This is a genomic window from Azospirillum griseum (genome assembly GCF_003966125.1).
GTDB classification, from domain to species: Bacteria; Pseudomonadota; Alphaproteobacteria; order Azospirillales; family Azospirillaceae; genus Azospirillum; species Azospirillum griseum.
In genome coordinates, this window is sequence record NZ_RXMA01000018.1 from 41,111 (window position 1) to 67,148 (window position 26,038).

A 26,038-nucleotide genomic window follows, 5' to 3' on the forward strand; every position below is an offset into this window, starting at 1 on the left:
GGCGAAGGGTCGGCATGGCGCGTCCCTGTCCCGCCGGGGTGAACGGATCAGCACTCGACGACGTTGACGGCCAGGCCGCCAAGCGACGTTTCCTTGTATTTCGTCTGCATGTCGGCCCCGGTTTCCCGCATGGTGCGGATCACCTTGTCGAGCGAGACATGGTGCAGGCCGTCGCTGTTCAGGGCCAGACGGGCGGCGTTGATCGCCTTGACCGCGCCAATCGCGTTGCGTTCGATGCAGGGGATCTGCACCAGCCCGCCGATGGGGTCGCAGGTCAGGCCCAGATTGTGTTCCATGCCGATTTCGGCGGCGTTCTCGATCTGCGCCGGGGTTCCGCCCAGCGCGGCGGCCAGCCCGCCCGCCGCCATCGAACAGGCCACCCCGACCTCGCCCTGGCACCCGACCTCCGCCCCGGAGATCGAGGCGTTTTTCTTGTAGAGCGTGGCGATGGCGGTGGCGGTCAGCAGGAAATCGAAGATCCCGCGCTCGCTGGCGTTGTGGCAAAAGCGGTCGTAGTAATGCAGCACCGCCGGAACGATGCCCGCCGCCCCGTTGGTGGGGGCCGTCACCACCCGCCCCCCGGCGGCGTTCTCCTCGTTCACCGCGATGGCGTAGACGCTGATCCAGTCCATCACCGCCATCGGGTCGCGCAGCGCCGATTCCGCCTTGCCGCAGGCGTCGCGGTAGAGCGCGGCGGCGCGGCGGCGCACCTTCAGCCCGCCGGGCAGAACGCCGTCCTGGGTGATGCCGCGCGCCACGCACCCTTTCATCGCCCCCCAGATGCGGCGCATCCCCTCGTCGATCTCCTCATCGCTGCGGGTGACGCGTTCGTTGTCACGGACCAGGGCGGCGATGCTGCGCCCGCTGTCGCGCGCCAGCGCCAGCATCTCGTCGGCGGAGTTGAAATCATAGGGAACCTCGGGCGCGCCCGGCGTGGGTTCGTTGCGGTGCAACTCCTCCTCCGTCACGACGAAGCCGCCGCCGACGGAGTAATAGACGCGGGTGTCGAGGAGGTTTCCGGCGGCGTCGCGCGCGGTCAACCGCATGCCGTTGGGGTGGCCGGGCAGCGTCTCGCCCTTGTGCAGCAGCAAATCCCGGTCGGGGGCGAAGGCGATGACGGGACCACCGCCCAGCGCCAGCCGCCGGTCGCGCCGGATCCCGTCGACCAGGGCGGGGATGCGTTCGGGATCGACCGTGTCCGGCCATTCCCCCAGCAGCCCCAGCAGCACCGCGCTGTCGGTGGCGTGGCCGACGCCGGTCAGGGCGAGCGAGCCGTACAGCTCCGCCGTCACCCGCTCCACCGCCGTCCGGTCGGCGCGGTCGGTCAGCCCGGTGACGAAGGCGGCGGCGGCCTTCATCGGCCCGACGGTGTGGGAGCTGGATGGCCCGATGCCGATCTTGAACACATCGAAGACGCTGACGGCCATGGGAAAAGTCCTTGTGCATTGCAGGAATGGACGGGCGTCGGTGCCGGGATGGTCAGCCGGGCCTAAGGCCCTTCGGCCCAATCACAGGCGATTGCCAGCTCGCACCCACCCGACCCGACGGTGACGACGCCGGTCCCCATTGATCCATGATTCCGCCACGCCCGATCCCAAGGCTCAAGATGCGAAACCGCATCGGGATGATTGAGAGGATCGAGTCGTTGGACATGCCTGCCTCGCGCTTTTCGCAGGGGTCAGTAGAATGCTGAATGGATCGGGCAGGCTAGAACAGAGAGGCCATTCCATTTGAACACAAGCGACAGCATCGTCGGAAACGTTCAAACCGGCCTCGCTCCTCCCCCGCCCTCTGCGTCATCCTGTCGCGATCCGGCGGGGCGGCGGGTCAGGGCCAAGGTGATCGTCGTCAGCGCGTCTTCAAACGCCTGGGTTCCCGGCAGGTCGGAGCCTTCCAGCACCGCCGCGCGGATCGCCCCCATCACCCCACGGGTGGCGACGAACAGATCGGCGGGACTGGGCGGCGGGTAATCCGGGTGCGCCCGCTGCGTCAACGCCGCGTGGGTCAGCGCCACGGTGTCCTGCATCATGGCGATGCATTCCGGCGTGTGATCCAGCAGCCACGCCCGGCGCAGCAGCGGGGCGGTGCCGGGGGCCGGGATGCCGAACGCCTGCACCAGCGTGCGGATGTACAGCCGGGTGTGAATCGCCGGATCGTCGTTGGACGCGCCCGCCGCCGCCAGCATCTTTTCCAGATCGGCGACGATCTGCCGACGACGCCAGTCGATCATCGCCAGGATGATCGCGTCCATGCCGGGAAAATACTGGTACAGCGTGCCGATGGACACGCCCGCGCGTTCCGCCACCCGGTTGGTGGTCAGGCCGCTTTCGCCGTGCCGGGCCAAAATCTGAACGGTCGCCTCGAAAATCGTCGCCACCGTGCGCCACGCGCGCGGCTGTCGCGGCTTTTTCCTCATGGAATCAAGCTGTTGATCCGTGTCGTCGGTCATCGCCCTGCGGGTCCGGGAAAGCGAGTTTGCCCGCACACCATCCCTCGCTATCCTGCCCCCGTCCAGATCAAAATCCATACCGGCCAGACAATTGCCAGGCAAACGCCAGACAAATGGAGAATCCCATGTCGGATCTTGTGGTTCGCCGCTTCACGCTTGATGACGCGGCCCTGGAAACGCTGTCCGTCAATTGGCTTGGCGGCGACGTTTGGCGCAGTCAAATGTTCAACGCCAGCTCCCTGATGTTGCCAACCGGCGAGAAATACTTCATCGACACCCTGCGGGAGGCGCTGCCCGCCATCGCCGACCCCACGATGCGCGACGACATCGACCGCTTCATCCGGCAGGAGGCGGCGCACACCGGCATCCATGTCCGCCTGAACCGGCGGCTTGAAGCAATGGGGCTGCGCTTCGTCCTGGCACCCGTCATCGGTTGGCGGATTCGGCAGGGGCGTGGGATGAGCGTGTTGAACAAGCTGGCCATCGTCATCGCGTACGAGCATTTCACCGCAACCCAGGGCGACGCCCTGTTGCGGGACGAGGTGTGGTTGGACGGGGCACCCCCGCACCTGCGCGCCCTGTGGCTGTGGCATTCGGCGGAGGAGCACGAACACCGCGCCGTCGCCTTTGACGTGTACCGTACCTTGGGCGGCGGCTATCTGCGGCGGACCCTGTGGATGCTCTACATCAGCCTGCTGATGCTGGTGGAAACCATGGTGCAGACGCTGGACAACGTGCGCCGGGTCGGCGGCCTGTGGCGCGCCCGGACCTGGGTGGAGGCGGCCCGTTTCCTGTTCCGGCCATCGGGCTATTTTCCCCGCCAGGCCCGGCCCTGGCTGCGCTTCTTCGCCCCCGGATTCCACCCGGCCCAGGGCGGCGACGGAACGGCGGCGCAACGACGCCTGGACGAGATTCGCTCCTGGACGGTCGCGGTGTGATCGCCGTGTCTACTCGTAAATCCGCCGGTCCGGCGGCACGCTGCGCAGATCGAAGGCGCGCAGCAGGGCCGACGGGCCGTCGGTGGGCAGGGTCAGCCCCTCCACCTCCGGCCCGCCGCGCCGCAGGGCGGACGGGGACACGCCGAACCCCTCGCGGAACTGGCGGGAGAAATGGGCGCAATCGGCAAAGCCGCACTCCACCGCGATGTCGGTGATGGAGCGGGTCGAGTTGCGCAGCAGCCACAACCCATAGCGCAGGCGCAGCACCCGGTAAAAGGCGGTCGGACTCATGCCGGTGGAAAAACGGAACAGCCGTTCGAACTGGCGGGTGCTGATGTTGACCTTGCGGGCGATGTCCTCGACCGTCAGCGGATCGGCCAGATGCTGTTCCATCAGCAGCAGGGCGCGGCGCACCCGGTCGTTCACCACCTCGTTGTGGGTCGGCGGCTGGGGCTGGGGCTGGTTGGCGGGGCGGGCCTTGTCGATCAGCATGATGTGCATGGTCTTCTGGGCGCAGGCCCGGCCCAGATGCCGTTCAATCAGGTACGCGGCCAGATCGGCCACCCCGGCCCCGCCCGAACAGGTGATGCGGTCGCGGTCGACGACGTAAAGCTGATCGGCCACCGGCTCGACGTCCGGGAACTCCTCCACATAATCGCTGTAATGGTACCAGCTGACGCAACAGCGCCGCCGGTTCATCAGGCCGATCCGGCTGAGGGCGAAACCGCCGGTACAGACCCCGACCAGCGTCACCCCGGCGGCGGCGGCGGCCTTCAGATAGGCGACCGTCTCGTCGTCCAATTGCGGGCCGGGGTGGAGCAGCCCGCCGACGACGACGATGTAATGGAAGCCGCGCGGATCCTGGAACGCCTCCCACGCGCCGATGGACACGCCGCAGCTCGACCGCACCGGCTCGGCCCCCGATCCCATGATGGTCCAGCGGCAGCGGATTTGCCGCGATCCGTCGCCGTCGTCCGCCGCCAGCCGCAGCGCGTCGAGAAAGGTGGCGAGCGCGGTCAGGGTGAAGCGGTTGGCCAGGATGAAGCCGACCGACAGAACCGCCCCCTCTTTGGAGCGTTTCGCCGCGTCGCCCGGTTGCCCCCCGTTCCAAGCGCCGTCCGGCATCATGCTCTCCCTCATTCCGCGCGACAAACTGTCGCCTGTTTCCCGTCCGGGAACAAGGGGCGCGCGGGTGTTGCCACCCGTGCCGCCGCCGTCCTCCGGGCGATCCGGTCGGTCAGGAGGAAAGCAAGAATCAAACCAGGAGGCTGGCACGATGAAACACCCGCTCCATCAACCGGCGCGACGGTTGGACGGATCGCCGTCCGCCGCCGTGCCGTCGCGGATGTCGGCCAGAAAGCGGTCCACCCGCGCGCGCAGGCCCTCGGTCAAGGCGGCCAACCCGTCGGCGGCGTCCAGCACATGGCTGGTGGCGGCGTCGGTGCGCTCGGCCCCACTGCCGAAACGCTCGATGGCCGCGCTCAACGCCTCCGCCGTCGCCGACACCTCGGCGATGCGCTGGCCGATGTCGTCGGCGGATCCGCGCTGCCGCTCCACCGCCGCCGCCACCGCACCGGACAGGGCGTTCATGTCGCCGATGGTGTCCTTGATGCGGGCGATCGCCTGGATGGTCCCGTCGGTGGTGGCCTGGATGCCCGCCGCCTGGGCGGCGATCTGTTCCGTCGCCCGCGCGGTCTGTTCGGCCAGTTGCTTGACCTCGCTGGCGACAACGGCGAAGCCCTTGCCCGCCTCCCCCGCCCGCGCCGATTCGATGGTGGCGTTCAACGCCAGCAGGCGGGTTCGCGCGGCGATGGCGCTGATGACGCCGACCATGCCGACGATGCTGCGCGCCGCCCCGATCAGGCCGCGCACGCTGTCGTCGGTGTCCTGCGCCTGGGCGACGGCGGCGGACGCGATGGCGACCGATTGGCCGACATGCTGCCCGATTTCGTCCATCGAATTGGCCATTTGTTGGGCAGCGGCCTCCATCGCCCCGACGCTGGCGGCGGTCTGGCCAACCGACGCGGCGGTTTCGATCACCCGCCCGCCGGTTTCGCTGGAAATGCCCTTCAGCGTGCGGGCGGTGGAGTCGAGCGCGCCCGCCGATTGGCCAACCGCGCCCAAGGCCTGCGTCACCGCCGCCTCAAAGCCCTTGATCGCTCCGTCCAACCGCTCCGCCCGCCGCCGCACCGCCCGCTGTTCGGCGATGCGGTGCAGGAAGAAACGCACCTCGGCGTTCTCGTCCGACCGTTCCAGCAGCGCGTCGGGGGTGTCCACCGCCACCAACGCCCCGCTTTTCAGCACCGCCACCCGGTCGGCCACCCGCATCGCGTCCTCGGCGTCGCGCATCGCCAGCACCATGGTGGATCCCAGCGCGCGGGCCACGCGGGCCAGATCGTCGGTCAGCTCCGACCGCTCCAGCGCGGGCAGGCTGGCAAAGGGGTCGTCGATCAGCAGCAGGCGCGGCGCGGTGACGATGGCGCGGGCGAAGCCCACGCGCAGCCGGTCGGCGGCGGACAGGTCGGCCAGCGCCGCCTCCGCCCGGTCGGCCAGCCCGAATTGCGCCAAGGCGGCTTCGGCGCGTTCGCGCCGCTGGCTGCGCCCCTGCCCCATCACCTCCAGCGCGAATTCAACATTGCCCGCGACCGTCCGGTTGGCGAGCAGCGCGGCGGCGGAGGCGAAGACCATGCCCAGCCGTTCGCGGCGAAAGGCGGCGAGCGCGCGCGGCGACAGATCGGCCAGGGCCACCCCACCGACCGTCACCGTTCCGGCGACCGGATCGACCAGCCGGTTCATCAGCCGCAGCAGGGTGGATTTGCCCGATCCCAGCCGCCCGAGCAGCGCCAGAACCTCCCCACCGGCGATGTCCAGCGACAGACCGGCCACGGCGACCTCGACGCCGGTGGCCGCCACAGCCGACCTCTCGGCGCGCGCCGCGATCAGACGCCGGGCTTCCGCCGATGCCTGTCCGTAGACCGCCCACACCCCTTGAAGCGAAACCGCGTCCCCCGCACCCACCGTCATGGCTCGCTCCTTCAAAACTGATAAACCGGATTACAGCGCCCCCACCGCCACCCGCGCGCGCTGGCCCTGCCGGTCGCTGCGCGGCGGCACGCCGAAATGGTCGCGGTAGCATTTGCTGAAATGGGTGGCCGAGACGAAGCCGCAGCACACCGCCACCTCGATCACCGGCAGCGAGGTTTGCGACAGCAATTGCCGCGCCCGCTTCAGCCGCAGGCCCAGATAATGGCGGGCGGGCGAGCAATCGAGATACTTGCGGAACAGCCGTTCCACGTTGCGCCGCGACTGGCCCAGCATGGCCGACAGGGTGGCCAGATCCAGCGGCTCTTCCAAATTGTCCTGCATCAGCCGGATGACGTCGTTGAGTTCCTTGCACTCCATCACCGGGTTGGGCTGGATGGCGTCGTGCTGGTGGGCGTGGCCGGGGCGGATGCGGTCGTGCAGCATCTGTTCGGCGATGTCGATGGCCAGCGTTTCCCCATGGGCGGCGGCGATCCGGTGCAGCATCATGTCGGTGGCGGAGGTGCCGCCCGCGCAGGTGAAGCGGTTGCGGTCGATGGTGAACAGCTCCCCCGTCGCCTCGATCTCCGGGAAGGTTTCGGCGATCCCCGCCAGATTTTCCCAATGGATGGTGCAGCGGTAGCCGTCGAGCAGACCGGCCCGCGCCAGAATGTGGCTGCCGGTGCACACCGCGCCCAGTTGGGTCCCGCGCGTCGCCGCCCGCCGCAGCCAGGACAGCACCGCCCGGTCGTCGTAGCGATGGCCGCCGATGCCGCTGCACACCACCAGGGTCGGCAACAGGGGCGCGTCGTCCAGCCCATGGTCGCACAGCACGCCCACACCGTTGCTCGCGCGTTCCGCCCCGCCGTCGCGCGACAGCAGCACCCAACGGTACAGCGTGCGCCCGCTGATGTGGTTGGCCAGCCGCAGCGGCTCGACCGAGGCGGTGAAGGCGATCATCGAGAAATCCGGCACCAGCAGAAAGCCGATGGTCTCCATCACGTCGCCCCCATCCGTTGCGTGTCGAAACAGTAACACCGTCCCCGCGCCCGACGGATTGAACAGGCTCGCCCTTGTCCTTGTCGCAAACCGACAAGTGCGGAGAACGCTCACGACGGTGTTTATTTTTTATTGGACGATCAATTAAAAAAAACGCCTAAGCTACGGCGACGGCAAAAACCCCAACGCACACCCATCGCGCACCCAGCACACACGCGAACGGCGGAGGCATCCATCATGACGCGGTTCGGGCGGCAAACCCACTACATTCACGGCCAATCGACGGACGCGACCGGCGACGGCTGGTTCACCACCGTCAACCCCACCACCGGCGAAACGCTGGCGGAGGTGGCGCAGGCGACCGCCGCCGATGTGGACCGCGCGGTGGACAGCGCACGGACCGGGCAAGCCGATTGGGCCGCCCGCCCGGCGATGGAGCGCGCCCGGGTGCTGCGCCGCGCCGTCGCCCTGCTGCGCGAGCGCAACGACGCGTTGGCGGAGTTGGAGACGCTCGACACCGGCAAGCCGATCAGCGAGACCCGCGCGGTGGACATCGCCACCGGGGCCGATGTGCTGGAATATTACGCCGGTCTCGCCCCGGCGCTGGAAGGGCGGCAAATCCCGCTCCGCCCCACCTCCTTTGTCTACACACGGCGGGAGCCGCTGGGCGTGGTCGCCGGAATCGGGGCGTGGAACTACCCGATTCAAATCGCGCTGTGGAAATCGGCCCCGGCGCTGGCGGCGGGCAACGCCATGATCTTCAAGCCCAGCGAAATCACACCGCTGTCGGCGCTGCGTCTGGCCGCGATCTACAGCGAGGCCGGGTTGCCAGACGGCGTGTTCAACGTGGTGCAGGGCGATGGCCGGGTTGGCGCGCTCCTCAGCGGCCATCCGGGGATCGAGAAGATCTCCTTCACCGGCGGGGTGGACACCGGCAAGGCGGTGATGGCGGCGGCGGGCGGATCGACGTTGAAGGACGTGACGATGGAGTTGGGCGGAAAATCGCCGCTGATCGTCTTCGCCGACGCCGATCTGGACCGCGCCGCCGACATCGCCATGATGGCGAATTTCTACAGCTCCGGTCAGGTCTGCACCAACGGCACGCGCGTGTTTGTCCACCGCAGCGTCAAGGCGGCGTTCGAAGACCGGCTGCTGGCCCGGGTGGAGCGGGTGCGCATGGGCGATCCGCTGGACCCGGAGACGAATTTCGGCCCGCTCGCCAGTTTCCCCCACCGGGACAAGGTGCTGGGCTTCATCGCCAGCGGCAAGGCCGAAGGGGCGCGGCTGCTGGCGGGCGGCGGCCCGCCCTATGGCGAGGCGTTCGCGCGCGGGGCCTACGTCGCCCCCACCATCTTCACCGATTGCCTGGACCGCATGCGCATCGTGCAGGAGGAAATCTTCGGCCCGGTCCTGTCGATCCTGGTGTTCGACGAGGAAGAGGAGGTCATCGCGCGGGCCAACGACAGCCGGTACGGGCTGGCCGCCGGGCTGGTGACAACCGACCTCGCCCGCGCCCACCGCGTCATCCACCGGCTGGAGGCCGGGATCTGCTGGATCAACGCCTGGGGCGAATCGCCGCCGGAAATGCCGGTCGGCGGCTTCAAGCAATCCGGCATCGGCCGGGAAAACGGCGTGGAATCGTTCGATCACTACACCCGCGTGAAGTCGGTGCAGGTGGAGTTGGGGCCGTACGGCTCGGTCTTCTGACCCCTCCCCACCCCCGACCCACCTGTCCGCACACCGTGTCTGGAACGCCTGGCCGTTCAGAGGGCTGACCCATGTCCATCGTCACGTCCATCGCAACGCGTGAATACGACTACATCATCATCGGGGCCGGTTCGGCGGGCAATGTGCTGGCCAACCGTCTGACCGAGGATCCCGGCGTCAGCGTCCTGCTGCTGGAGGCGGGCGGGCCGGACCATCGTTTGGATTTCCGCACCCAGATGCCCGCCGCGCTGGCCTTTCCGCTGCAAGGGCGGCGTTACAACTGGGCCTTTGTCACCGAACCCGAACCGCACATGAACAACCGCCGGATGGAGTGCGGGCGCGGCAAGGGGCTGGGCGGCTCCTCGCTGATCAACGGCATGTGCTACATCCGGGGCAACGCGCTGGATTACGACGGCTGGGCCGAACAGCCGGGGTTGGAGGATTGGAGTTACCTGGACTGCCTGCCCTATTTCAAAAAGGCGGAAAGCCGCGACGTCGGCCCGAACGATTACCATGGCGGTGACGGCCCGGTGCAGGTGACGACCGCCAAGCCCGGCGTCAACCCGCTCTATGAGGCGATGGTGGAGGCCGGGGTGCAGGCCGGTTACGCCCGCACCGACGATCTGAACGGCTACCGGCAAGAGGGCTTCGGCCCGATGGACCGCACCGTCACCCGCCAGGGGCGGCGGTCCAGCACGGCGCGCGGCTATCTCGACCGCGCCAAGGGGCGGCCCGGCCTGACCATCGTCACCCACGCGATGACCGACCGCATCCTGTTCGACGGGCGGCGGGCGGTGGGGGTCGCCTATCTGCGCGGCACCACCCCGCACACGGTCCACGCCCGGCGCGAGGTTCTGCTGTGCGCCGGGGCCATCGGCTCGCCCGCCATCCTGCACCGCTCGGGCGTCGGCCCGTCGGACCTGTTGCGCGATCTGGGCGTGCCGCAGGTGATTGACCTGCCCGGCGTCGGGGCCGATCTGCAAGACCATCTGGAAATGTACATTCAGTATGAATGCACGCAGCCGGTGTCGCTCTATCCGGCGCTGCAATGGTGGAACCAGCCTGCCATCGGGGCGGAATGGCTGTTTTTGGGGACCGGCGTCGGGGCCAGCAACCAGTTCGAGGCGGGCGGCTTCATCCGCACCGGCGATGATGTGCCGTGGCCCAACCTGCAATATCATTTCCTGCCGGTGGCGATCAGCTACAACGGGACCAACGCGGTGCAGGCCCACGGCTTCCAGGCGCATGTCGGCTCCATGCGCTCGCCCAGCAAGGGGCGGGTGCGGGCGGTGTCGCGCGATCCCAACGCCCCGCCCAGCATCCTGTTCAACTACATGGCCGACGCCCAGGATTGGCAGGAGTTCCGCGACGGCATCCGCATCACCCGGACGATCATGCGGCAAGCCGCCCTCACCCCCTATCGCGGGCGGGAGATCAGCCCCAGCGCCGATTGCCAGACCGACGCCGATCTCGACGCCTTCGTCCGCCACCACGCCGAAACCGCCTATCACCCCTCCTGCTCCTGCCGGATGGGAACCGACGATCAGGCGGTGGTCGATGGGCAAGGCCGGGTGCATGGGCTGGAGGGGTTGCGGGTGATCGACGCCTCGATCATGCCGCGCATCATCACCGGCAACCTGAACGCGCCCACCATCATGATGGCGGAAAAGCTGGCCGACGCGATCCGCAACCGCAAGCCGGAACCCCGCGCCAGCGTCCCCTACTACGTGGCACCAGGGGCGGCCCCGCCGGTGCGCCGGTCGGCCTGATCGGCGCGGGGTTCACCCCAAACCAGCCAACGCCAGCAGACCGGCCCGCAGCCCTTGCGGGTCGGTCAGTTCGGCTTCCACCGCCGCGTGCTCGGCCACCCACAGCGGCAGCGCGCGGGCCAGCAGCGCCCGCCCGTCCGCCGTCAGCGCCAGCAAACGGCCCCGCCGGTCCTTCGGGTTGTCGAGGATGGCGACCAGCCCCCGCCGCTCCAACGGCTTCAGGGCGGCGGTCAGGGTTGTCCGGTCCATCGCCAGCAGGGCGGCGACGGGGGCCATCCCCGGCGGTTCGGGGCGGTTGAGCGCCATCATCAAGGAAAACTGGCCGTTGGTCAGGTCCAGCGGTCGGAACAGATCGTCGAACCGCTTGGCCAGCGCCCGCGCCGCCCGCTGCGCGTGCAGGCACAGGCAGGCGTCGCGCACCAGGATCGTTGTTTCAAAAGGGATTTTCGCGTCGTTTGACATGGGTCAATTATGTTGATATCAACCTATTTTGTCAAGCCCGACGCCCTTTCCCCCTGTGCAGCGAAGTCAAGAAAACGAAATGTTACCGACGAGACAGGCGAATTTTAAGCACGGATGAACACGAATATCCACGGATGAACACGGATAAAAATTCTCTCTTGATCCGTGTTCATCCGTGAGCTGACGCAGTCAGCATCCGTGTTAATCCGTGTCAAATCGCGCCTTCTTAATCATTGTTAACCTGACTTGGTTGCCCTGGCCCTTCCCTCACACTCTGGAGCCGTCCGATGACCATTCAGCCCTATCTGTTTTTCGCCGGTCGCTGCGACGAGGCGATCGCCTTCTACCAACAGGCCCTGAACGCCACCGTCGTTCTGCGGATGGGGTTTTCCGACGCGCCGGAACCCTGCCCAGACGGCATGCTGCCGCCGGGTTGGTCGGACAAGGTCATGCACGCCACCCTGCAGATCGGCGACGCCACCGTCATGATGTCGGATGGCCAGAGCGCCGACGGCCCGACCTTCCACGGCTTCTCCCTGTCGCTGTCGGTTGCCGACGCGGCGGAAGCCGAGCGGGTGTTCACCGCGTTGGCGGCGGAGGGGACCGTGCAAATGCCGTTGGGGGCGACCTTCTACTCCCCCTGCTTCGGCATGGTCCGCGACCGCTTTGGCCTGTCGTGGATGGTGATCGTTCCGATGTGATTGTTCCGATGCAAACGGTTCATCCGTTCCAAACCTGATCCGCCTGCCCAGAACCGCTTGCCCAGAAGCGCCCCGGTCGTCCGGCCCGATCCACCCGTGATCCGGCCCGCGTCTGGGGCGTTTTCATGTCCTGACACCGGCATCGCATTTGGAACAAAAATTCCTGATTGACGGCTTAGGGAATTTTTGTTCTATAATCCAACCAACGGTCAAACGCCGGATCACCTCCGGCGGCTGGAGCCAACACAACCCAAAAACAAAAGCCGGTTGAAACACAGACCGGACGACGGGGAGAGACAGACGCGACGGGACCGCCATCGGCGCGGCCGGACCACGCCTGCGCTTGCCCGCCGTCCGCCGGTCCCGGATTGCAGCGGAGCTGATTGATGCCTCACGAACGCGCTCTCGACGTCATTTCCATTGGCCGGTCTTCCGTTGACATCTACGGCGAGCAGATCGGCAGCCGGTTGGAAGACGTGCAAAGCTTCGCGAAATACGTGGGCGGCTGCCCCACCAACATTTCCGTCGGCACCGCGCGGCTGGGGCTGAAATCGGCGTTGCTGACCCGTGTGGGCGACGAGCATATGGGCCGCTTCATCCGCGAACAATTGATCCGCGAAGGGGTGGACACCAGCCACGTCATCACCGACCCGCAACGCCTGACCGCGCTGGTCATCCTGGGCATCCGCGACCGCAAGACCTTCCCGCTGATCTTCTACCGGGAAAACTGCGCCGACATGGCGATCTGCGAGGATGATGTGGACGAGGCGTTCATCGCGTCGTCGCGCGCCATCGTCGTCAGCGGAACCCATTTTTCCAGCCCCAGCACCGACGCCGCCATGCGCAAGGCGATGCGGCTGGCGCGCGCCAACGGCGTGAAGGTGGTGTTCGACATCGATTACCGCCCGGTGCTGTGGAAGCTGACCGGCCACGGGCTGGGCGAGGAGCGTTTCGTCGCCGACGGCGGCGTCACCGCGCTTCTGCAAACCATCCTGCCGGGCTGCGACCTGATCGTCGGGACGGAGGAGGAGTTCCACATCGCCGGTGGCAGCACCGACACCGTCGCCGCCCTGCGCGCCGTCCGCCGCCTGACCTCGGCGACGCTGGTGTGCAAACGCGGGCCGATGGGCTGCGTCGTCTTCTCCGGCGACGTGCCGGACAATCTTGATCTCGGCGTTCGCGGCCCCGGCTTCCCGGTGGAGGTCTACAATGTGCTGGGGGCGGGCGACGCCTTCATGTCCGGTTTCCTGCGCGGCTGGCTGCGCGACGCGCCGCTGGCGGAGTGCTGCGCCTACGCCAACGCCTGCGGGGCCTTCGCGGTGTCGCGCCACGGCTGCGCCCCGGCGGTGCCGACTTGGACCGAGTTGACCCATTTCCTGACCCATGGCAGCCCGACCACCCGTTTGCGCGAAGACGCCACCCTGTCGCACATCCATTGGGCCACCACCCGGCGCCGCGATTGGCCGGAGGTTCTGGCCTTCGCCATCGACCACCGCGCCCAGTTGGAGGTGATGGCCGAAAAGCACGGGGCCGACCCGGCGCGCATCGCCGACTTCAAGAGTCTGGCGCTGACCGCCGCCCGCCAGGGGGCCGAGGGCCGCGACGGCTTCGGCATGCTGCTCGACGGGTTGCACGGCCAGAGCGCGTTGGAGGAACTGACCGGAACCAACGCCTGGATCGGCCGCCCGATCGAACTGCCGGGATCGCGCCCGCTGCGCTTCGAGGGCGGCCCCGACGCGGCGGTGACGATCCGCGAATGGCCCGCCGAGCATGTGGTGAAGTGCCTTGCCTTCCTGCACCCGGACGATGAACCGGCCCTGCGCGACGATCAGGAACGGCAGATCCAGGCGCTGTTCGCCGCCTGCCGGGGCACCAACCACGAGTTCCTGCTGGAGATCATCCCGCCCAAGGAGTCGGCGGTGGACGACCGCACCATCGCCCGCGCCATGGATCGCTTCTACGATCTGGGTGTTCTGCCCGATTGGTGGAAGCTGCCCTCGCAGACAAGCCAAGCGGCGTGGGACGCGATTTCCGCCGTGGTCGCCGCCCGCGATCCGCTGTGCCGGGGCGTGCTGATCCTGGGCCTGGACGCGCCGGAGGAGGAGTTGAAAGCCGGTCTGGCGCTCGCCGCCCGGCAGCCGGTGTGCAAGGGCTTCGCCGTGGGCCGCACCCTGTTCGGGGCCGCCGCCGATGGCTGGCTGTCCGGCAGCCTGACCGACGCCGAGGCCATCGACCTGATGGCCACCGCCTACCGCCGCCTCATCGCCTTCTGGGACGAGCAGCGGGCCGAGGCGACGCGCGCGGCGGCCTGATCCGGCAGCGAGTCACTCCGTTGCCGCCTCCTGCGGACCCAGCGGCAGGACCGGGACCATTCTCCCGCCCCCACCCCTGCCTTCGCCCCGTCCCCCGCCCCGGCTGCGCGGCAGAACCGTCAGGCCGGTGTGGGTGGCGCTGGCGCGCAGAATCTCGGGCCGGACCGCCGCCGCCGGGTTGGCACCGACGGCGGTGAGATGCGGCACAGCGCCGGTTCCGCCGCAAGCGGCCAACAGCGCCACACACAACAGGGTCAGCGGGGACATCGACATGACAGGCCCAATGATCGGTTGAACGGTCGGATGACACGCCCGCCAGCAAACACCCACAGGCCGTATAAATTCCATGCGTCCTGTTTTCCCACCACCCCGCCCACCCCCCCGCTGATCACCCGCAAGACGGGTGCGACTCCGGGGGCGTGACAAAACGCGCACCCGAAGCAAAACATCCCGCACTGCAAAACATCCGCTTTGCCAACAACAGCCTCTTTACAGCCGCTTTTGGAACGTATATTCTAAATTGGAAAGTGAGACGGAAGAAAAATGCCGTCTCCCGGACGCCCACAGCGCCGGTTCCAAACACACAACGGATCGCCGCCCCACCGCGCGGCGATCCCGGAGGAACACGGGCCGCAACCGGCCCCCTTTGGAGTAGCGAGAATGGCGACCGTTCGCCTCACCGTGGCCCAGGCTCTGGTCAAACATCTGAGCGCCCAATTCGTCATCGTCGATGGGCGGGAGCAGCCGCTCTTCGCCGGGGTGTGGGCGATCTTCGGCCATGGCAACGTCGCCGGTCTGGGCGAGGCGCTGCACGCCGCCCGCGACACGCTGCCGACCTACCGCGCCCACAACGAACAGGGCATGGCGCATGCCGCCATCGCCTTTGCCAAGGCCAACGCCCGCCGCCGGATGATGGCCTGCACCACGTCCGTCGGGCCGGGGGCGGTCAACATGGTGACGGCGGCAGCACTCGCCCACGTCAACCGGCTGCCGGTGCTGCTGCTGCCCGGCGACACCTTCGCCACCCGCACGCCCGATCCGGTGCTGCAACAGGTCGAACAGCCGGGCGATTTCACCGTGTCGGCCAACGATTGCTTCCGCCCGGTGTCCCGTTTCTGGGACCGCATCACGCGGGCCGAACAGCTGATGCCCAGCCTGCGCCGCGCCATCCAGGTGCTGACCGATCCGGTGGATTGCGGCCCGGTCACGCTCTGCCTGCCGCAGGATGTCCAGGCCGAGGCGCATGATTTCCCGCTGTCCTTTTTCGAGCGCACCATCCACCGCACCCGCCGCCCGGAGGCCGACCGCGACGAGCTGGTGGAGGCGCTCGCCGCCCTGCGCGGCGCGGCCAAGCCGCTGATCGTTGCCGGTGGCGGCGTGCATTACAGCGGGGCCTGCGCCGCGCTGGCCGATTTCGCCGCCCGCCACGGCATCCCGGTGGCCGAAACCCAGGCGGGCAAGGGCGCGCTGGCCTGGAATCACCCGTGCAACGTCGGTTCCATCGGCGTCACCGGATCGAGCGCCGCCAACGCGCTGGCCGAGGAGGCGGACGTCGTTCTGGCCGTCGGCACCCGCTTGGCCGATTTCACGACCGCCTCCTGGTCGGTGTTCGGCAACCCCGCCGGTCGCCTGATCGGGCTGAACGTCGCCGCCTTCGACGCCGCCAAGGGCGGGGCCTTGACCCTGGTCGCCGACGCCGCGCGCGGGCTGGAATCGCTGGGGGCCGGTCTGGCCGGTTGGATGGCCCCGACCGCCTGGCGGGCCACCGCGCAGGAACACATGAGCCTGTGGAACCGCGTGGTCGATGCCGCCACCGCCGACGCCGGTCTGGATCTGCCGACCGACGCCCAGGTACTGGGTGCCGTCAACCGCGCGGCGGGGGAGGATGGCGTCGTCGTCTGCGCGGCGGGCGGCCTGCCCGGTGAACTGCACAAGCTGTGGCGCACGGCGCGGCCCGGCGGCTATCACCTGGAATACGGCTTCTCCTGCATGGGGTACGAGATCGCCGGTGGTCTGGGCGTGAAGATGGCCGAGCCGGAGCGCGAGGTCTTCGTCATGGTCGGCGATGGCAGCTACATGATGATGAACTCCGAACTGGCCGTGTCGGTGATGATGAAGCGCAAGCTCGTCGTCGTCCTGCTCGACAACCGGGGCTATGGCTGCATCAACCGCTTGCAGAACGCCTGCGGCGGTGCCCCCTTCAACAACCTGCTGCGCGACGCCCATTTTGAAACGGACGTTCTGCCCGCCGTCGATTTCGCCGCCCATCTGCGCGCCTTGGGCGCGGTGACGGAGCAGGTGACGGGCGTGGCCGCCCTGTCCGACGCGCTGGAGCGCGCCAAGGCGTCGCCCGTGACCTACGCCATCGTCATCAACACCGACCCGCTGCCCTCCACCAAAGAGGGTGGGGCGTGGTGGGACGTGCCGGTGCCGGAGGTTTCCACCCGGCCGGAGGTGACGGCGGCGCGCGCGCGCTACGTCGCCGCCAAGGCCCGGCAGCGCCGCTGATCCTCGTTCTTCTCCGTTCTTGATCCTTCTCTCCGTTCGTCTGGGAGCACCCGATTATGACCGTTCGTCTTGGCGTCAACCCGATCGCCTGGAGCAACGACGACATGCAGGAGCTGGGTGGCGACACCCCGCTGGAGGTTTGCCTCGCCGAAGGCCGTCAGGCCGGTTTCGACGGGTTCGAGCTGGGCCACAAATTCCCGCGCGATCCCGACGCCCTGCGCCCGATCCTGGACCGTCATGGCCTGTCGCTGGTGTCGGGCTGGTACAGCGCCGGTCTGCTGGAGCGCAGCGTCGCCGAGGAGATCGAGGCGGTTCAGCCCCATCTGCGCCTGCTGAAGGCGTTCAACTGTTCGGTCATGGTCGTGGCGGAAACCACCGGCTGCGTCCATGGCGAACGCGGCACGCCGCTGTCCAAGCGTCCGACCATCGACGCCGGGCAATGGGCGGAGTTCGGCCGCAAGATGACCGAATTCGGCGATTACCTGCGCGAACAGGGCACGCCGTTGGCCTATCACTACCACATGGGCACGGTGGTTGAGACGCCCGACGAGATCAACCGCTTTGCCGATGCGACCGGCGACAGCGTCGGCATCCTGCTCGACACCGGCCATTTGACCTTCGCGGGCGGCAAGCCGCTGGACGTCATTGCCGCCTGGGGCCACCGCATCAACCATGTCCATTGCAAGGACGTGCGCGCCGAGGTGCTGGCGACGGCCAAGGCCAGCGACAGCAGCTTCCTCGACGCCGTGGTCAACGGCGTGTTCACGGTTCCGGGCGACGGCTGCGTCGATTTCCCGGCGGTGCTGGCGGCGCTGAAGGCCAAGGCTTACGCCGGGCAATGGCTGGTCATCGAAGCCGAACAGGATCCCGCCAAGGCCCACCCGCTGACCTACGTCACCAAGGGCCGCGCGCATCTCAGCGCGCTGGTCGCCGAACTCGGCCTGTAAGCCACGCTCCTCCGGCCCGCCGGTGCGCCCAGCCGCGCGCACCGGTGCGGGCCAGGGCGCTGCCGCCGCCATTGTGGCCGCCTCTCTTGAAAGATCGCCCTCTCCATGACCCAGATTGTTCAGCATTTCATCGACGGCGCGCGGGTGGACGGCACCAGCGGACGCACCGGCGATGTCTTCAACCCGGCCACCGGCCAGATCAGCGCCCGCGTGCCGCTGGCCACGACGGCGGAGGTTGAGCGCGCCATCGCCGCCGCCCGCGCCGCCTTCCCGGCCTGGTCGACCGCCACGCCGCTGCGCCGCGCGCGCGTCATGTTCAATTTCAAACAGTTGCTGGAGGCCAACGCCGACCGGCTGGCCAGCCTGATCACCGCCGAACACGGCAAGGTGCATTCCGACGCGCTGGGCGAGGTCACGCGCGGTCTGGAGGTGGTGGAGTTCGCCTGCGGCGGCCCGCACCTGCTGAAGGGCGAAATTGCGGAGAATGTCGGCACCCGCGTGGACAGCCACTCGCTGCGCCAGCCGCTGGGCGTGGTTGCCGGGATCACCCCGTTCAACTTCCCCGCCATGGTCCCGATGTGGATGTTCCCGGTGGCCATCGCGTGCGGCAACTGCTTCATCCTGAAGCCGTCGGAACGGGTCCCCAGCGCCGCGCTGTTCCTGGCCGATCTGCTGAAGCAAGCGGGCCTGCCCGACGGCGTGTTCAACGTCGTCCATGGCGACAAGGTCGCGGTGGACGCCCTGTTGACCCACCCGGACGTCAAGGCGGTGAGCTTCGTCGGCTCCACCCCCATCGCCCAATACATCTACGCCACCGGGGCCGCCCACGGCAAACGGGTGCAGGCGCTGGGCGGTGCCAAGAACCACATGATCATCATGCCCGACGCCGACCTGGACCAGGCGGTGGACGCGCTGATGGGGGCCGCCTACGGCTCGGCGGGCGAACGCTGCATGGCGATTTCCGTGGCCGTACCGGTGACGGACGCCATCGCCGACGCGCTGGTCGCCAAGCTGACGGAACGGGTGCGCGCCTTGCGCGTCGGCCCCGGCACCGATCCCAGCGCCGACATGGGGCCGCTCGTCACCGCCGCCCATCGCGACAAGGTGCGCGGCTACATCGACCTTGGCGTCGCCGAAGGGGCGGAACTGGTGGTCGATGGCCGGTCGGTGACGCTGACCGATCCCAGCGCTGGCGACGGCTATTTCCTCGGCGGCACGCTGTTCGACCGGGTGACGCCCGACATGCGCATCTACAAGGAGGAGATCTTCGGCCCGGTGCTGGCGGTGGTCCGCGTGCCGGATTACCGGACGGCGGTCAACCTCATCAACGCGCACGAGTTCGGCAACGGCACGGCGATTTTCACCCGCGACGGCGACACCGCCCGTGCCTTTGGCGCGGAGATCGAGGTGGGCATGGTCGGCATCAACGTGCCGATCCCGGTGCCGATGGCCTTCCACAGCTTCGGCGGCTGGAAACGCTCGCTGTTCGGCGATCACCACATGCACGGGCCGGAAGGGGTGCGTTTCTACACCCGGCTGAAGACCATCACCACCCGCTGGCCAACCGGCATCCGCGCCGGGGCCGATTTCGTCATGCCGACCATGGGGTAAGGCCGGCTATGGGGAAAGGCTGACCAGCGGAGGGAGCTGGCGGCGGGTGGTCCATCCCCACCCGCCGCCATTCCAGACAAGAAGCCAAAAAACAAAGCACAATCAGGGGGAAACAACCAATGTCGATGCGCAGAATGGTCCGAAACGGTGTGGCGGCGCTGGCTCTGCTGCCGGTTCTGTCGGTTGCCGCCCTGGCGGGCGACCCCGTGTTGTTTCCCTCGACCCTGGCCGGTCACGCCGCCGTTCCGGCGATGACGCTGATCCAGCCGCCGCCGGACGCCGGGCCGCTGTTCGCCACCTCCGGCAAATTCGCCGGGCCGGACCGCAAGCGCGTCGACACGCTGGGGGCCATCCCCACCCTGTCCTATGTCTCCGACGCCAAGGCCCCGCGCGGGTCGGGCGTTGGCCTGCCGCTGGCCGGTCAGGCGGTGCAGGGCTTTTCCGCCATCCTGCCGCTGGGCGGTGGGGAGTTCCTGACCCTGACCGACAACGGTTTCGGCTCCAAGGCCAGCTCGCCCGACGTGCTGCTGATGGTGCACAAGGTCAAGGCCGATTGGGCCACCGGCAAGGCCGCCTGGGTCAGCACCCTGTTCCTGCACGATCCCGACAAGAAAATCCCCTTCGCCATCGTCAACGAGAACAGCGAGAAGCGCTATCTGACCGGTTCGGACATCGATCCGGAATCGATGGTTCTGGTCGGCGACCGCCTGTTCATCGGCGACGAGTTCGGCCCCTATCTGCTGGAGGTGGACAAGACCGGCAAGGTCGTCGCCTTCCACGAAACGGTGCTGAACGGCAAGCCGCTGCGCTCCCCCGACCATTACCGCATGTCGCTGCCCAACCTGCCCGCCGTCGCCCCGTTCGAGGTGCGCCGCTCCCGTGGGTTTGAGGCGCTGACCGCCTCGCCCGACGGCAAGACGCTGTATGTCGCCTTGGAAAACGCCCTGTGGAACGCTGAAACGAAGGGGCTGGAAACCGGCCCGGACGGCAAGGCCTTCGTCCGCATCCTGGAATTCGACGTGACAAAGGGGGCCTACACCGGCAAATCCTGGAAATACGCGCTGGAGGACAAGGATTACGCGCTCGCCGACATGTCGATGGTGGATGACGGCACGGCGGTGGTGATCGAGCGCGACGACTCCAGCGAAGGCGACATCGACCAGGCCTGCAAGGGCGAGGTCAAGGCCGATTGCTTCAACATCCCGGCCAAGTTCAAGCGGGTCTACAAGATCGACATCAAGGGGGCCGACGCCGACGGCTATGTCCGCAAGGTCGGCTATGTCGATCTGCTGGCGATCCGCGACCCCGACCGCAAGGCCCGGATCGGTGGCTCCGGCGATCGCTTCTCGATGCCCCATCTGGGGGCGGAGGGCTTGACCGTGGTGGACGCCGACCACATCGCCGTCGTCAACGACAACAACCTGCCCTACTCGTCCGGCCGGACCATCGGCAAGGCCGACGACAACGAAATCGCCCTGCTGAAGGTGACGGAGCTGCTGCGCGCCAAATAAGCGCCCGTTGCCGAGGCCCCCGTTTCACCCCCCGCCCGTCGCCGCTCCCAACAGCCACACGGGCGGGGTGGTTCTCCCCAAAAAGGCCACGGACCATCCCGGTCCCGGAGCCGAACCGATCAGGCCACAAGGTCTGACAACACGCCCATCGCGTTAACAAATCCAAACCGGAGGAATGCATGTCCAAGAACACTCTCGCCCTCGCGTTCGGTGCCGTTCTGACCGCCACGACGGCGCTGACCTCCTTCTCCGCCCTGGCGGCGGGCGAGAAGATCGTCGTCAGCTTCCAAAACCTGTCCGAACCCTTCGTCATCGCGATGAACCGCGCCCTTCAGGCCGAAGCCAAGGTGCTGGACGTCAACCTGACCGTGGTGGACGCGCAGAGCAATTCGCCCAAGCAGTCGGCCGATCTGGCCAACGCGGTGGTGCAGGGGGCCAAGGGCGTCATCGTCGCCCCGAACGACGCCAAGGCGCTGGCCCCGGCCATCGACGATCTGCTGGCCGAGAAGATCCCGGTCGTCACCGTGGACCGCCGCGTGGAAGGCACGTCCAAGCCGGTGGCCCATGTCGGGGCCGACAACGTCGCCGGTGGCCGCACGCTGGCCAACTGGGTCGCCAAGAACTTCCCCAACGGTGCGCGCATCGTCCATCTCAGCGGCCAGCCGGGCAGCAGCTCCGCCATCGACCGCGCCAAGGGCTTCCGCGACGGCATCGCGGCGGCCGGGTCCAAGTACCAGTTGATCGCCGACCAGACCGCCAACTGGAAGCGCGCCGAGGGCCTGACCGTCACCGAAGGCATCCTGACCGCCAACGCCAGCAACCCGCCGGACGTGATCGTCGCCTCCAACGACGACATGGCGCTGGGCGCGCTGGAGGCCGTCCGCTCCACCAGCGGCGGCAAGTCCAAGACCGTCGTCATCGGCTTTGACGCCCTGCCGGAAACGCTGGGCAAGATCCGCGCCGGTGAAATGGCCGCCACGGTGGAACAAAGCCCGAGCACCCAGATCCGCACGGCGCTGAACACGCTGGTCGATCACATCCGCAAGGGGACGGAGCTGAAGAGCCTGGCCCTGGAGCCGACCCTCATCAACAAGGACAATCTGGACAAGGCCGACCGCATCGGCGAGGTCAAGTAACCCTCGTCCCCTGACGCAAGCCTGAACGGGCGGGACACGGACGGACGCACCCCGTCGGCCCGTGTCCCCGCGCCGTTCCACACATCCAGCTTGGGAGGCCGGTGATGGGTCAGACGATCCTTAAGGCGGCGGACATCAAGAAGGTCTTTCCTGGCGTCGTCGCGCTCGACGGTGTCCGGCTCGACATCGAGGAGGGCGAGGTTCACGCCCTGCTCGGCGAGAACGGGGCCGGCAAATCCACCTTTCTGAAAATCCTGGCCGGGGCGCAGCCCAGCGACGGCGGCAGCATGCTGTTCAACGGGCAGCCGCTCGACCCCGCCGACACGCCGCTGGCGCGGCAACGGCTGGGCATCGTCACGATTTACCAGGAATTCAACCTGCTCCCGGCGATGACCATCGCCGAGAACATGTATCTGGGCCGCGAACCGCTGCGCCGCAACGGCCTGATCGACTGGCGGCGGATGTACCGCGACGCCCAGAAGGTCATCGACGATCTCGGCCTCGACCTCGATCCCCGGATGCCGGTGCGCGTGTTGAGCGTGGCCGAACAGCAGATGGTCGAAATCTCCAAGGCGCTGACGATGAACGCCCGGCTCATCATCATGGATGAACCGACGGCGGCGTTGAGCGGCAAGGAGGTCGACAAGCTCCACGAGATCATCCACGGCCTGCGCGCCAAGGGCATCAGCATCATCTACGTCACCCACCGCCTGATCGAGGTGACGGCGGTGTGCGACCGCTTCACCGTGTTCCGCGATGGCCGTTACGTCGACACCCGCCCGGTGGCCGGATCGACGGTGCAGGACATGGTCCGCCTGATGGTGGGCCGCGACGTGGAGTTCCAGCGCCGCCGCGACCGTTTCGCCGGGGACCGGGTGATGCTGGAGGTGCGCGGCGTGTCGCGCGCGGGCAGCGCCACCGATCCGCACGCCTGCGTGCTGTCCGACCTGTCGGTGCAGGTGCGGGCGGGCGAAATCGTCGGCTTCGCCGGTCTGGTCGGGGCCGGTCGGACTGAGCTGGCGCGCGTCATCTTCGGGGCCGACGGCTGCGACAGCGGCGTCGTCCTGGTCGATGGGCAGACCGCCACCATCCGCAGCCCCAGCGACGCCATCGCGGCGGGCATCGCCCTGGTGCCGGAGGATCGCAAGCAACAGGGGTGCTTCCTGCCCCACTCCATCCGTCACAACATGTCGCTGCCCAGCCTGAAACGGCTGTCGAAATGGAAGTTCTTCGTCGATGAGGCGGGCGAACGGGCGCTGATCGCCGATTACACCCGCAAGCTCGGCATCCGCATGGCCAACGACGAGGTCGCCATCGGCACCCTGTCGGGCGGCAACCAGCAAAAGGTTCTGCTGGCCCGCTGCATGGCGCTGCACCCCAAGGTGCTGATCGTGGACGAACCCACGCGCGGCATCGACATCGGGGCCAAGGCGGAGGTGCATCAGGTGCTGTTCGAAATGGCCAAGGCCGGGGTGGCGGTGATCGTCATCTCGTCCGAACTGCCCGAGGTGATGGCGGTCAGCGACCGCATCATCACCTTCCGCGAGGGCCGCATCACCGGCAGCCTGCCCGCCGAGGACGCCACCGAAGAAGAATTGATGAGCCTGATGGCGCTGGGTGGCCCCGCCAGTTCCCTGGCCGGTTCCAGCCTGCCCGGCTCGGGTGCCGCCGCGCACGTGCACGCGGCGCACTGACATGAAGGACAAGACCATGACCACCGCCGCAACCACCTCTCCGCTGGCGACCCAGCCGCCGAAAAAGCCGCGCGGCTTCGACATCGTCCAGTTCCTGGAAAAATACGGGGTCCTGCTGTTCCTGATCGTCCTGTGCATCGCCTTCGGCATCAGCAGCCCGAATTTCCTGTCGGTGCGCAACGTCACCAACATCCTGACCGAGGTGTCGATCTACGGCATCGTCGCGGTCGGCATGACCTGCGTCATCCTGACCGGCGGCGTCGATCTGGCCGTCGGGTCCGTCCTGGCCTTTGGCGCGCTGGCCGGGGCCTGGGTTGTCACCAACGTCGGGGCCGGGGCCTTTTTCGGCATGGGCTTCCTGGTGGCGCTCATCATCTCCTGCGCCATCGGCACGCTGACCGGCTACATCCACGGCAAGACGATCACGCTGTTCAACGTTCCCCCCTTCATCGTCACGCTGGGCGGGATGACCATCTGGCGCGGGGCCACGCTGCTGATGAACGACGGCGCGCCCATCGCCGGGTTTGACGCCGGGTACCGCTGGTGGGGCCGGGGCGACGTGCTGGGCATCCCGGTGCCGGTGCTGGTGCTGTTCGTCGTCGCGGCGGCGGGCTATGTCGTGCTGCGCTACACCCGCTATGGCCGCCAGATCTACGCCGTCGGCGGCAACCCGGAGGCCGCCCGCCTGACCGGCATCAACGTGCCGCGCGTGCTGGTGTCGGTCTATGTCATCGTCGGGTTCCTCGCCGGTCTGGCCGGGTTCCTGCTGTCGGCCCGCTTGGGATCGGCGGAGGCCATCGCCGGAACCTCCTACGAGCTGCGCATCATCGCGTCGGTCGTCATCGGCGGGACCAGCCTGTTCGGCGGCATGGGCGGCATCGGCGGGACCATGATCGGGGCGCTGCTGATCGGCGTTCTGCTGAACGGGTTGGTGATGATGAACGTCTCGCCCTATTTCCAGCAGATCGTCATGGGCGTCATCATCGTGCTGGCCGTGGCCTTCGACACCTACGCCAAGATGCGGCGCGGCAAGCGCTGATCCCTTCCAGGTCCATGGAAAGCCATTCATCATGAACAGCCTGAATGTCGGGTTGGTGGGCAGCGGTTTCATGGGGCGCGCCCACGCCCAGGCCTTCCGCGCCGTCGGCGGCCTGTATGACCTGCCCCTGACCCCCGTGCTCGACCTGTTGTCGGAGCGGGACGAGGCGACGGCGGCCCAGGCGGCGCGCGCCTTGGGGTTCCAGCGCCACACCGGGGATTGGCGGGCGTTGGTCGCCGATCCGGCGGTGGATGTGGTGGCGATCACCACGCCCAACCGCCTGCACGCCCCCATCGCGCTGGCGGCGATCGAGGCGGGCAAGCATGTCTATTGCGAAAAGCCGCTGGCGACCACACTGGCCGACGCCCGCGCCATGGCGGCGGCGGCCGACGCGCGCGGCGTGGTGACGTTGGTTGGCTTCAACTATCTGAAAAACCCGATGATCGCGCTGGCCCGCGAGATCGTGGAGAGCGGGGAGATCGGGGCGATCACCGGCTTTCGCGGCATCCACGCCGAAGATTTCATGGCCGACCCCGCCCACCCCTTCACCTGGCGATGCGAGGCCGACAACGCGGGCGGTGCGCTGGCCGACATCGGCAGCCACATCCTCTCGCTCGCCCGCCATCTGGTTGGCGACGTCACGGCGGTGTCGGGGCATCTGCACACCGTCCACGACCGCCGCCCGGTCGCGCCCGGTTCCGCCGAAACCCGCGCGGTGGCGGTGGACGATCAGGCCCACGCGTTGCTTGAGTTCGCCAACGGTGCCACCGGCACGGTGACGGCCAGTTGGATCGCGCAGGGCCGCAAGATGCAGTTGGCCTTCGAGCTGGTCGGCACCAAGGGGTCGATCGCCTTCACCCAGGAACGCTTCAACGAGCTGAAGCTCTACACCACCGGCGGGCCGCGCGGGCGTCAGGGCTTCCGCACCATCGAAGCCGGACCGGAGCATGGCGATTACGCCGCCTTCTGCCCCGCCCCCGGCCACCAGATCGGCTTTGGCGACCTCAAGACCATCGAGGTCAAGGGGCTGGTCGAGGCGATTGGCGCGCACAAGGCCGGGCGCAAGGCCGCCGCCTACCCCGATTTCCGCGACGCCTGCGCCATCGAACAGATCGCCGAAGCCATCCACGTCTCCGCCCGCGAACGGCGGTGGATCGCGGTGGACAGCGTCTGACCGGCCCGCTTTCCTGTCACCTTGTCATCGTCCTTGGTTCATCGACGCCTTTACCCCTCA

The 26,038-nt window shown here is 68.0% G+C and carries 20 protein-coding genes; 13 read left to right on the forward strand and 7 right to left on the reverse strand.

Annotated features, from left to right (window positions below; translation table 11 throughout):
* Positions 1-47: 47 nt before the first annotated feature.
* Entirely contained in the window at positions 48-1,427 is a 1,380-nt protein-coding gene (locus EJ903_RS17520; protein WP_126617830.1) for an L-serine ammonia-lyase, read from the reverse strand.
* Positions 1,428-1,762: 335 nt separating this feature from the next.
* The gene (locus tag EJ903_RS17525) at positions 1,763-2,449 is read right to left on the reverse strand and encodes a TetR/AcrR family transcriptional regulator (RefSeq protein ID WP_158627949.1); all 687 of its coding nucleotides are present in this window, start codon (positions 2,447-2,449) and stop codon (positions 1,763-1,765) included.
* A gap of 125 nt (positions 2,450-2,574) precedes the next feature.
* On the opposite strand from EJ903_RS17525, the gene EJ903_RS17530 reads away from it, so the two are divergent.
* The gene (locus tag EJ903_RS17530; RefSeq protein WP_158627950.1) at positions 2,575-3,387 is read left to right on the forward strand and encodes a metal-dependent hydrolase; all 813 of its coding nucleotides are present in this window, start codon (positions 2,575-2,577) and stop codon (positions 3,385-3,387) included.
* A gap of 9 nt (positions 3,388-3,396) precedes the next feature.
* On the opposite strand, the gene EJ903_RS17535 is transcribed toward EJ903_RS17530, so the two are convergent.
* From EJ903_RS17535 to EJ903_RS17545, 3 genes are all read right to left on the reverse strand, one after another.
* Entirely contained in the window at positions 3,397-4,515 is a 1,119-nt protein-coding gene (locus tag EJ903_RS17535) for a GlxA family transcriptional regulator (RefSeq protein WP_210211468.1), read from the reverse strand.
* A 165-nt stretch (positions 4,516-4,680) separates the two neighbouring features.
* Positions 4,681-6,411 (reverse strand): methyl-accepting chemotaxis protein, encoded by a 1,731-nt coding sequence (locus tag EJ903_RS17540; protein WP_126617836.1) that lies wholly within the window; start codon positions 6,409-6,411, stop codon positions 4,681-4,683.
* A 30-nt stretch (positions 6,412-6,441) separates the two neighbouring features.
* Positions 6,442-7,407 carry a GlxA family transcriptional regulator gene (locus EJ903_RS17545; RefSeq protein ID WP_126617952.1) on the reverse strand — a complete coding sequence of 322 codons (966 nt, stop codon included), beginning with the start codon at positions 7,405-7,407 and terminating at the stop codon, positions 6,442-6,444.
* Positions 7,408-7,644: 237 nt separating this feature from the next.
* Here EJ903_RS17545 and betB point away from each other — a divergent pair, with 237 nt between their 5' ends.
* Positions 7,645-9,114 carry a betaine-aldehyde dehydrogenase gene (gene betB / locus EJ903_RS17550; protein WP_126617838.1) on the forward strand — a complete coding sequence of 490 codons (1,470 nt, stop codon included), beginning with the start codon at positions 7,645-7,647 and terminating at the stop codon, positions 9,112-9,114.
* Positions 9,115-9,185: 71 nt separating this feature from the next.
* The gene (betA, locus tag EJ903_RS17555; protein WP_126617840.1) at positions 9,186-10,883 is read left to right on the forward strand and encodes a choline dehydrogenase; all 1,698 of its coding nucleotides are present in this window, start codon (positions 9,186-9,188) and stop codon (positions 10,881-10,883) included.
* 12 nt (positions 10,884-10,895) lie between these two features.
* Here the strand turns inward: betA and EJ903_RS17560 are convergent, their stop codons facing one another.
* Positions 10,896-11,345 carry a MarR family winged helix-turn-helix transcriptional regulator gene (locus tag EJ903_RS17560; RefSeq protein WP_126617842.1) on the reverse strand — a complete coding sequence of 150 codons (450 nt, stop codon included), beginning with the start codon at positions 11,343-11,345 and terminating at the stop codon, positions 10,896-10,898.
* A gap of 287 nt (positions 11,346-11,632) precedes the next feature.
* On the opposite strand from EJ903_RS17560, the gene EJ903_RS17565 reads away from it, so the two are divergent.
* Positions 11,633-12,046 (forward strand): VOC family protein, encoded by a 414-nt coding sequence (locus EJ903_RS17565; protein ID WP_126617845.1) that lies wholly within the window; start codon positions 11,633-11,635, stop codon positions 12,044-12,046.
* 386 nt (positions 12,047-12,432) lie between these two features.
* Entirely contained in the window at positions 12,433-14,358 is a 1,926-nt protein-coding gene (locus EJ903_RS17570; protein WP_126617847.1) for a bifunctional 5-dehydro-2-deoxygluconokinase/5-dehydro-2-deoxyphosphogluconate aldolase, read from the forward strand.
* A 12-nt stretch (positions 14,359-14,370) separates the two neighbouring features.
* Here the strand turns inward: EJ903_RS17570 and EJ903_RS17575 are convergent, their stop codons facing one another.
* Positions 14,371-14,631 (reverse strand): hypothetical protein, encoded by a 261-nt coding sequence (locus EJ903_RS17575; RefSeq protein WP_126617849.1) that lies wholly within the window; start codon positions 14,629-14,631, stop codon positions 14,371-14,373.
* Positions 14,632-15,018: 387 nt separating this feature from the next.
* On the opposite strand from EJ903_RS17575, the gene iolD reads away from it, so the two are divergent.
* The 8 genes from iolD to EJ903_RS17615 all read left to right on the forward strand — a co-directional run bounded on the left by iolD (position 15,019) and on the right by EJ903_RS17615 (position 25,978).
* The gene (gene iolD, locus EJ903_RS17580) at positions 15,019-16,866 is read left to right on the forward strand and encodes a 3D-(3,5/4)-trihydroxycyclohexane-1,2-dione acylhydrolase (decyclizing) (protein ID WP_126617851.1); all 1,848 of its coding nucleotides are present in this window, start codon (positions 15,019-15,021) and stop codon (positions 16,864-16,866) included.
* A gap of 56 nt (positions 16,867-16,922) precedes the next feature.
* Entirely contained in the window at positions 16,923-17,813 is an 891-nt protein-coding gene (gene iolE, locus EJ903_RS17585; RefSeq protein WP_126617853.1) for a myo-inosose-2 dehydratase, read from the forward strand.
* Positions 17,814-17,918: 105 nt separating this feature from the next.
* A complete protein-coding gene (locus EJ903_RS17590; RefSeq protein ID WP_126617855.1) occupies positions 17,919-19,424 on the forward strand; it encodes a CoA-acylating methylmalonate-semialdehyde dehydrogenase in 1,506 nt (501 codons plus the stop codon).
* Between the two features lie 119 nt (positions 19,425-19,543).
* A complete protein-coding gene (locus tag EJ903_RS17595) occupies positions 19,544-20,935 on the forward strand; it encodes an esterase-like activity of phytase family protein (RefSeq protein WP_126617857.1) in 1,392 nt (463 codons plus the stop codon).
* A 179-nt stretch (positions 20,936-21,114) separates the two neighbouring features.
* A complete protein-coding gene (locus tag EJ903_RS17600) occupies positions 21,115-22,071 on the forward strand; it encodes a substrate-binding domain-containing protein (protein WP_126617859.1) in 957 nt (318 codons plus the stop codon).
* Between the two features lie 104 nt (positions 22,072-22,175).
* Positions 22,176-23,765, forward strand: a complete 1,590-nt coding sequence (locus tag EJ903_RS28040; protein WP_126617861.1) for a sugar ABC transporter ATP-binding protein — start codon at positions 22,176-22,178, stop codon at positions 23,763-23,765.
* 16 nt (positions 23,766-23,781) lie between these two features.
* Positions 23,782-24,804 (forward strand): ABC transporter permease, encoded by a 1,023-nt coding sequence (locus tag EJ903_RS17610; RefSeq protein ID WP_126617863.1) that lies wholly within the window; start codon positions 23,782-23,784, stop codon positions 24,802-24,804.
* Positions 24,805-24,835: 31 nt separating this feature from the next.
* Positions 24,836-25,978 (forward strand): Gfo/Idh/MocA family protein, encoded by a 1,143-nt coding sequence (locus EJ903_RS17615; protein ID WP_126617865.1) that lies wholly within the window; start codon positions 24,836-24,838, stop codon positions 25,976-25,978.
* Positions 25,979-26,038: the final 60 nt, after the last annotated feature.

Bases quoted from the DNA above. Each gene is read 5' to 3' on its own strand.
- EJ903_RS17575 (WP_126617849.1), bottom strand. From the start codon at position 14,631: ATGTCGATGTCCCCGCTGACCCTGTTGTGTGTGGCGCTGTTGGCCGCT.
- EJ903_RS17540 (WP_126617836.1), bottom strand. From the start codon at position 6,411: ATGACGGTGGGTGCGGGGGACGCGGTTTCGCTTCAAGGGGTGTGGGCG.
- betB (WP_126617838.1), top strand. From the start codon at position 7,645: ATGACGCGGTTCGGGCGGCAAACCCACTACATTCACGGCCAATCGACG.
- EJ903_RS17610 (WP_126617863.1), top strand. From the start codon at position 23,782: ATGACCACCGCCGCAACCACCTCTCCGCTGGCGACCCAGCCGCCGAAA.
- EJ903_RS17565 (WP_126617845.1), top strand. From the start codon at position 11,633: ATGACCATTCAGCCCTATCTGTTTTTCGCCGGTCGCTGCGACGAGGCG.
- EJ903_RS17545 (WP_126617952.1), bottom strand. From the start codon at position 7,407: ATGGAGACCATCGGCTTTCTGCTGGTGCCGGATTTCTCGATGATCGCC.
- betA (WP_126617840.1), top strand. From the start codon at position 9,186: ATGTCCATCGTCACGTCCATCGCAACGCGTGAATACGACTACATCATC.
- iolD (WP_126617851.1), top strand. From the start codon at position 15,019: ATGGCGACCGTTCGCCTCACCGTGGCCCAGGCTCTGGTCAAACATCTG.
- EJ903_RS17590 (WP_126617855.1), top strand. From the start codon at position 17,919: ATGACCCAGATTGTTCAGCATTTCATCGACGGCGCGCGGGTGGACGGC.
- iolE (WP_126617853.1), top strand. From the start codon at position 16,923: ATGACCGTTCGTCTTGGCGTCAACCCGATCGCCTGGAGCAACGACGAC.
- EJ903_RS17570 (WP_126617847.1), top strand. From the start codon at position 12,433: ATGCCTCACGAACGCGCTCTCGACGTCATTTCCATTGGCCGGTCTTCC.
- EJ903_RS17600 (WP_126617859.1), top strand. From the start codon at position 21,115: ATGTCCAAGAACACTCTCGCCCTCGCGTTCGGTGCCGTTCTGACCGCC.
- EJ903_RS17535 (WP_210211468.1), bottom strand. From the start codon at position 4,515: ATGATGCCGGACGGCGCTTGGAACGGGGGGCAACCGGGCGACGCGGCG.
- EJ903_RS17595 (WP_126617857.1), top strand. From the start codon at position 19,544: ATGTCGATGCGCAGAATGGTCCGAAACGGTGTGGCGGCGCTGGCTCTG.
- EJ903_RS28040 (WP_126617861.1), top strand. From the start codon at position 22,176: ATGGGTCAGACGATCCTTAAGGCGGCGGACATCAAGAAGGTCTTTCCT.
- EJ903_RS17525 (WP_158627949.1), bottom strand. From the start codon at position 2,449: ATGACCGACGACACGGATCAACAGCTTGATTCCATGAGGAAAAAGCCG.
- EJ903_RS17530 (WP_158627950.1), top strand. From the start codon at position 2,575: ATGTCGGATCTTGTGGTTCGCCGCTTCACGCTTGATGACGCGGCCCTG.
- EJ903_RS17615 (WP_126617865.1), top strand. From the start codon at position 24,836: ATGAACAGCCTGAATGTCGGGTTGGTGGGCAGCGGTTTCATGGGGCGC.
- EJ903_RS17520 (WP_126617830.1), bottom strand. From the start codon at position 1,427: ATGGCCGTCAGCGTCTTCGATGTGTTCAAGATCGGCATCGGGCCATCC.
- EJ903_RS17560 (WP_126617842.1), bottom strand. From the start codon at position 11,345: ATGTCAAACGACGCGAAAATCCCTTTTGAAACAACGATCCTGGTGCGC.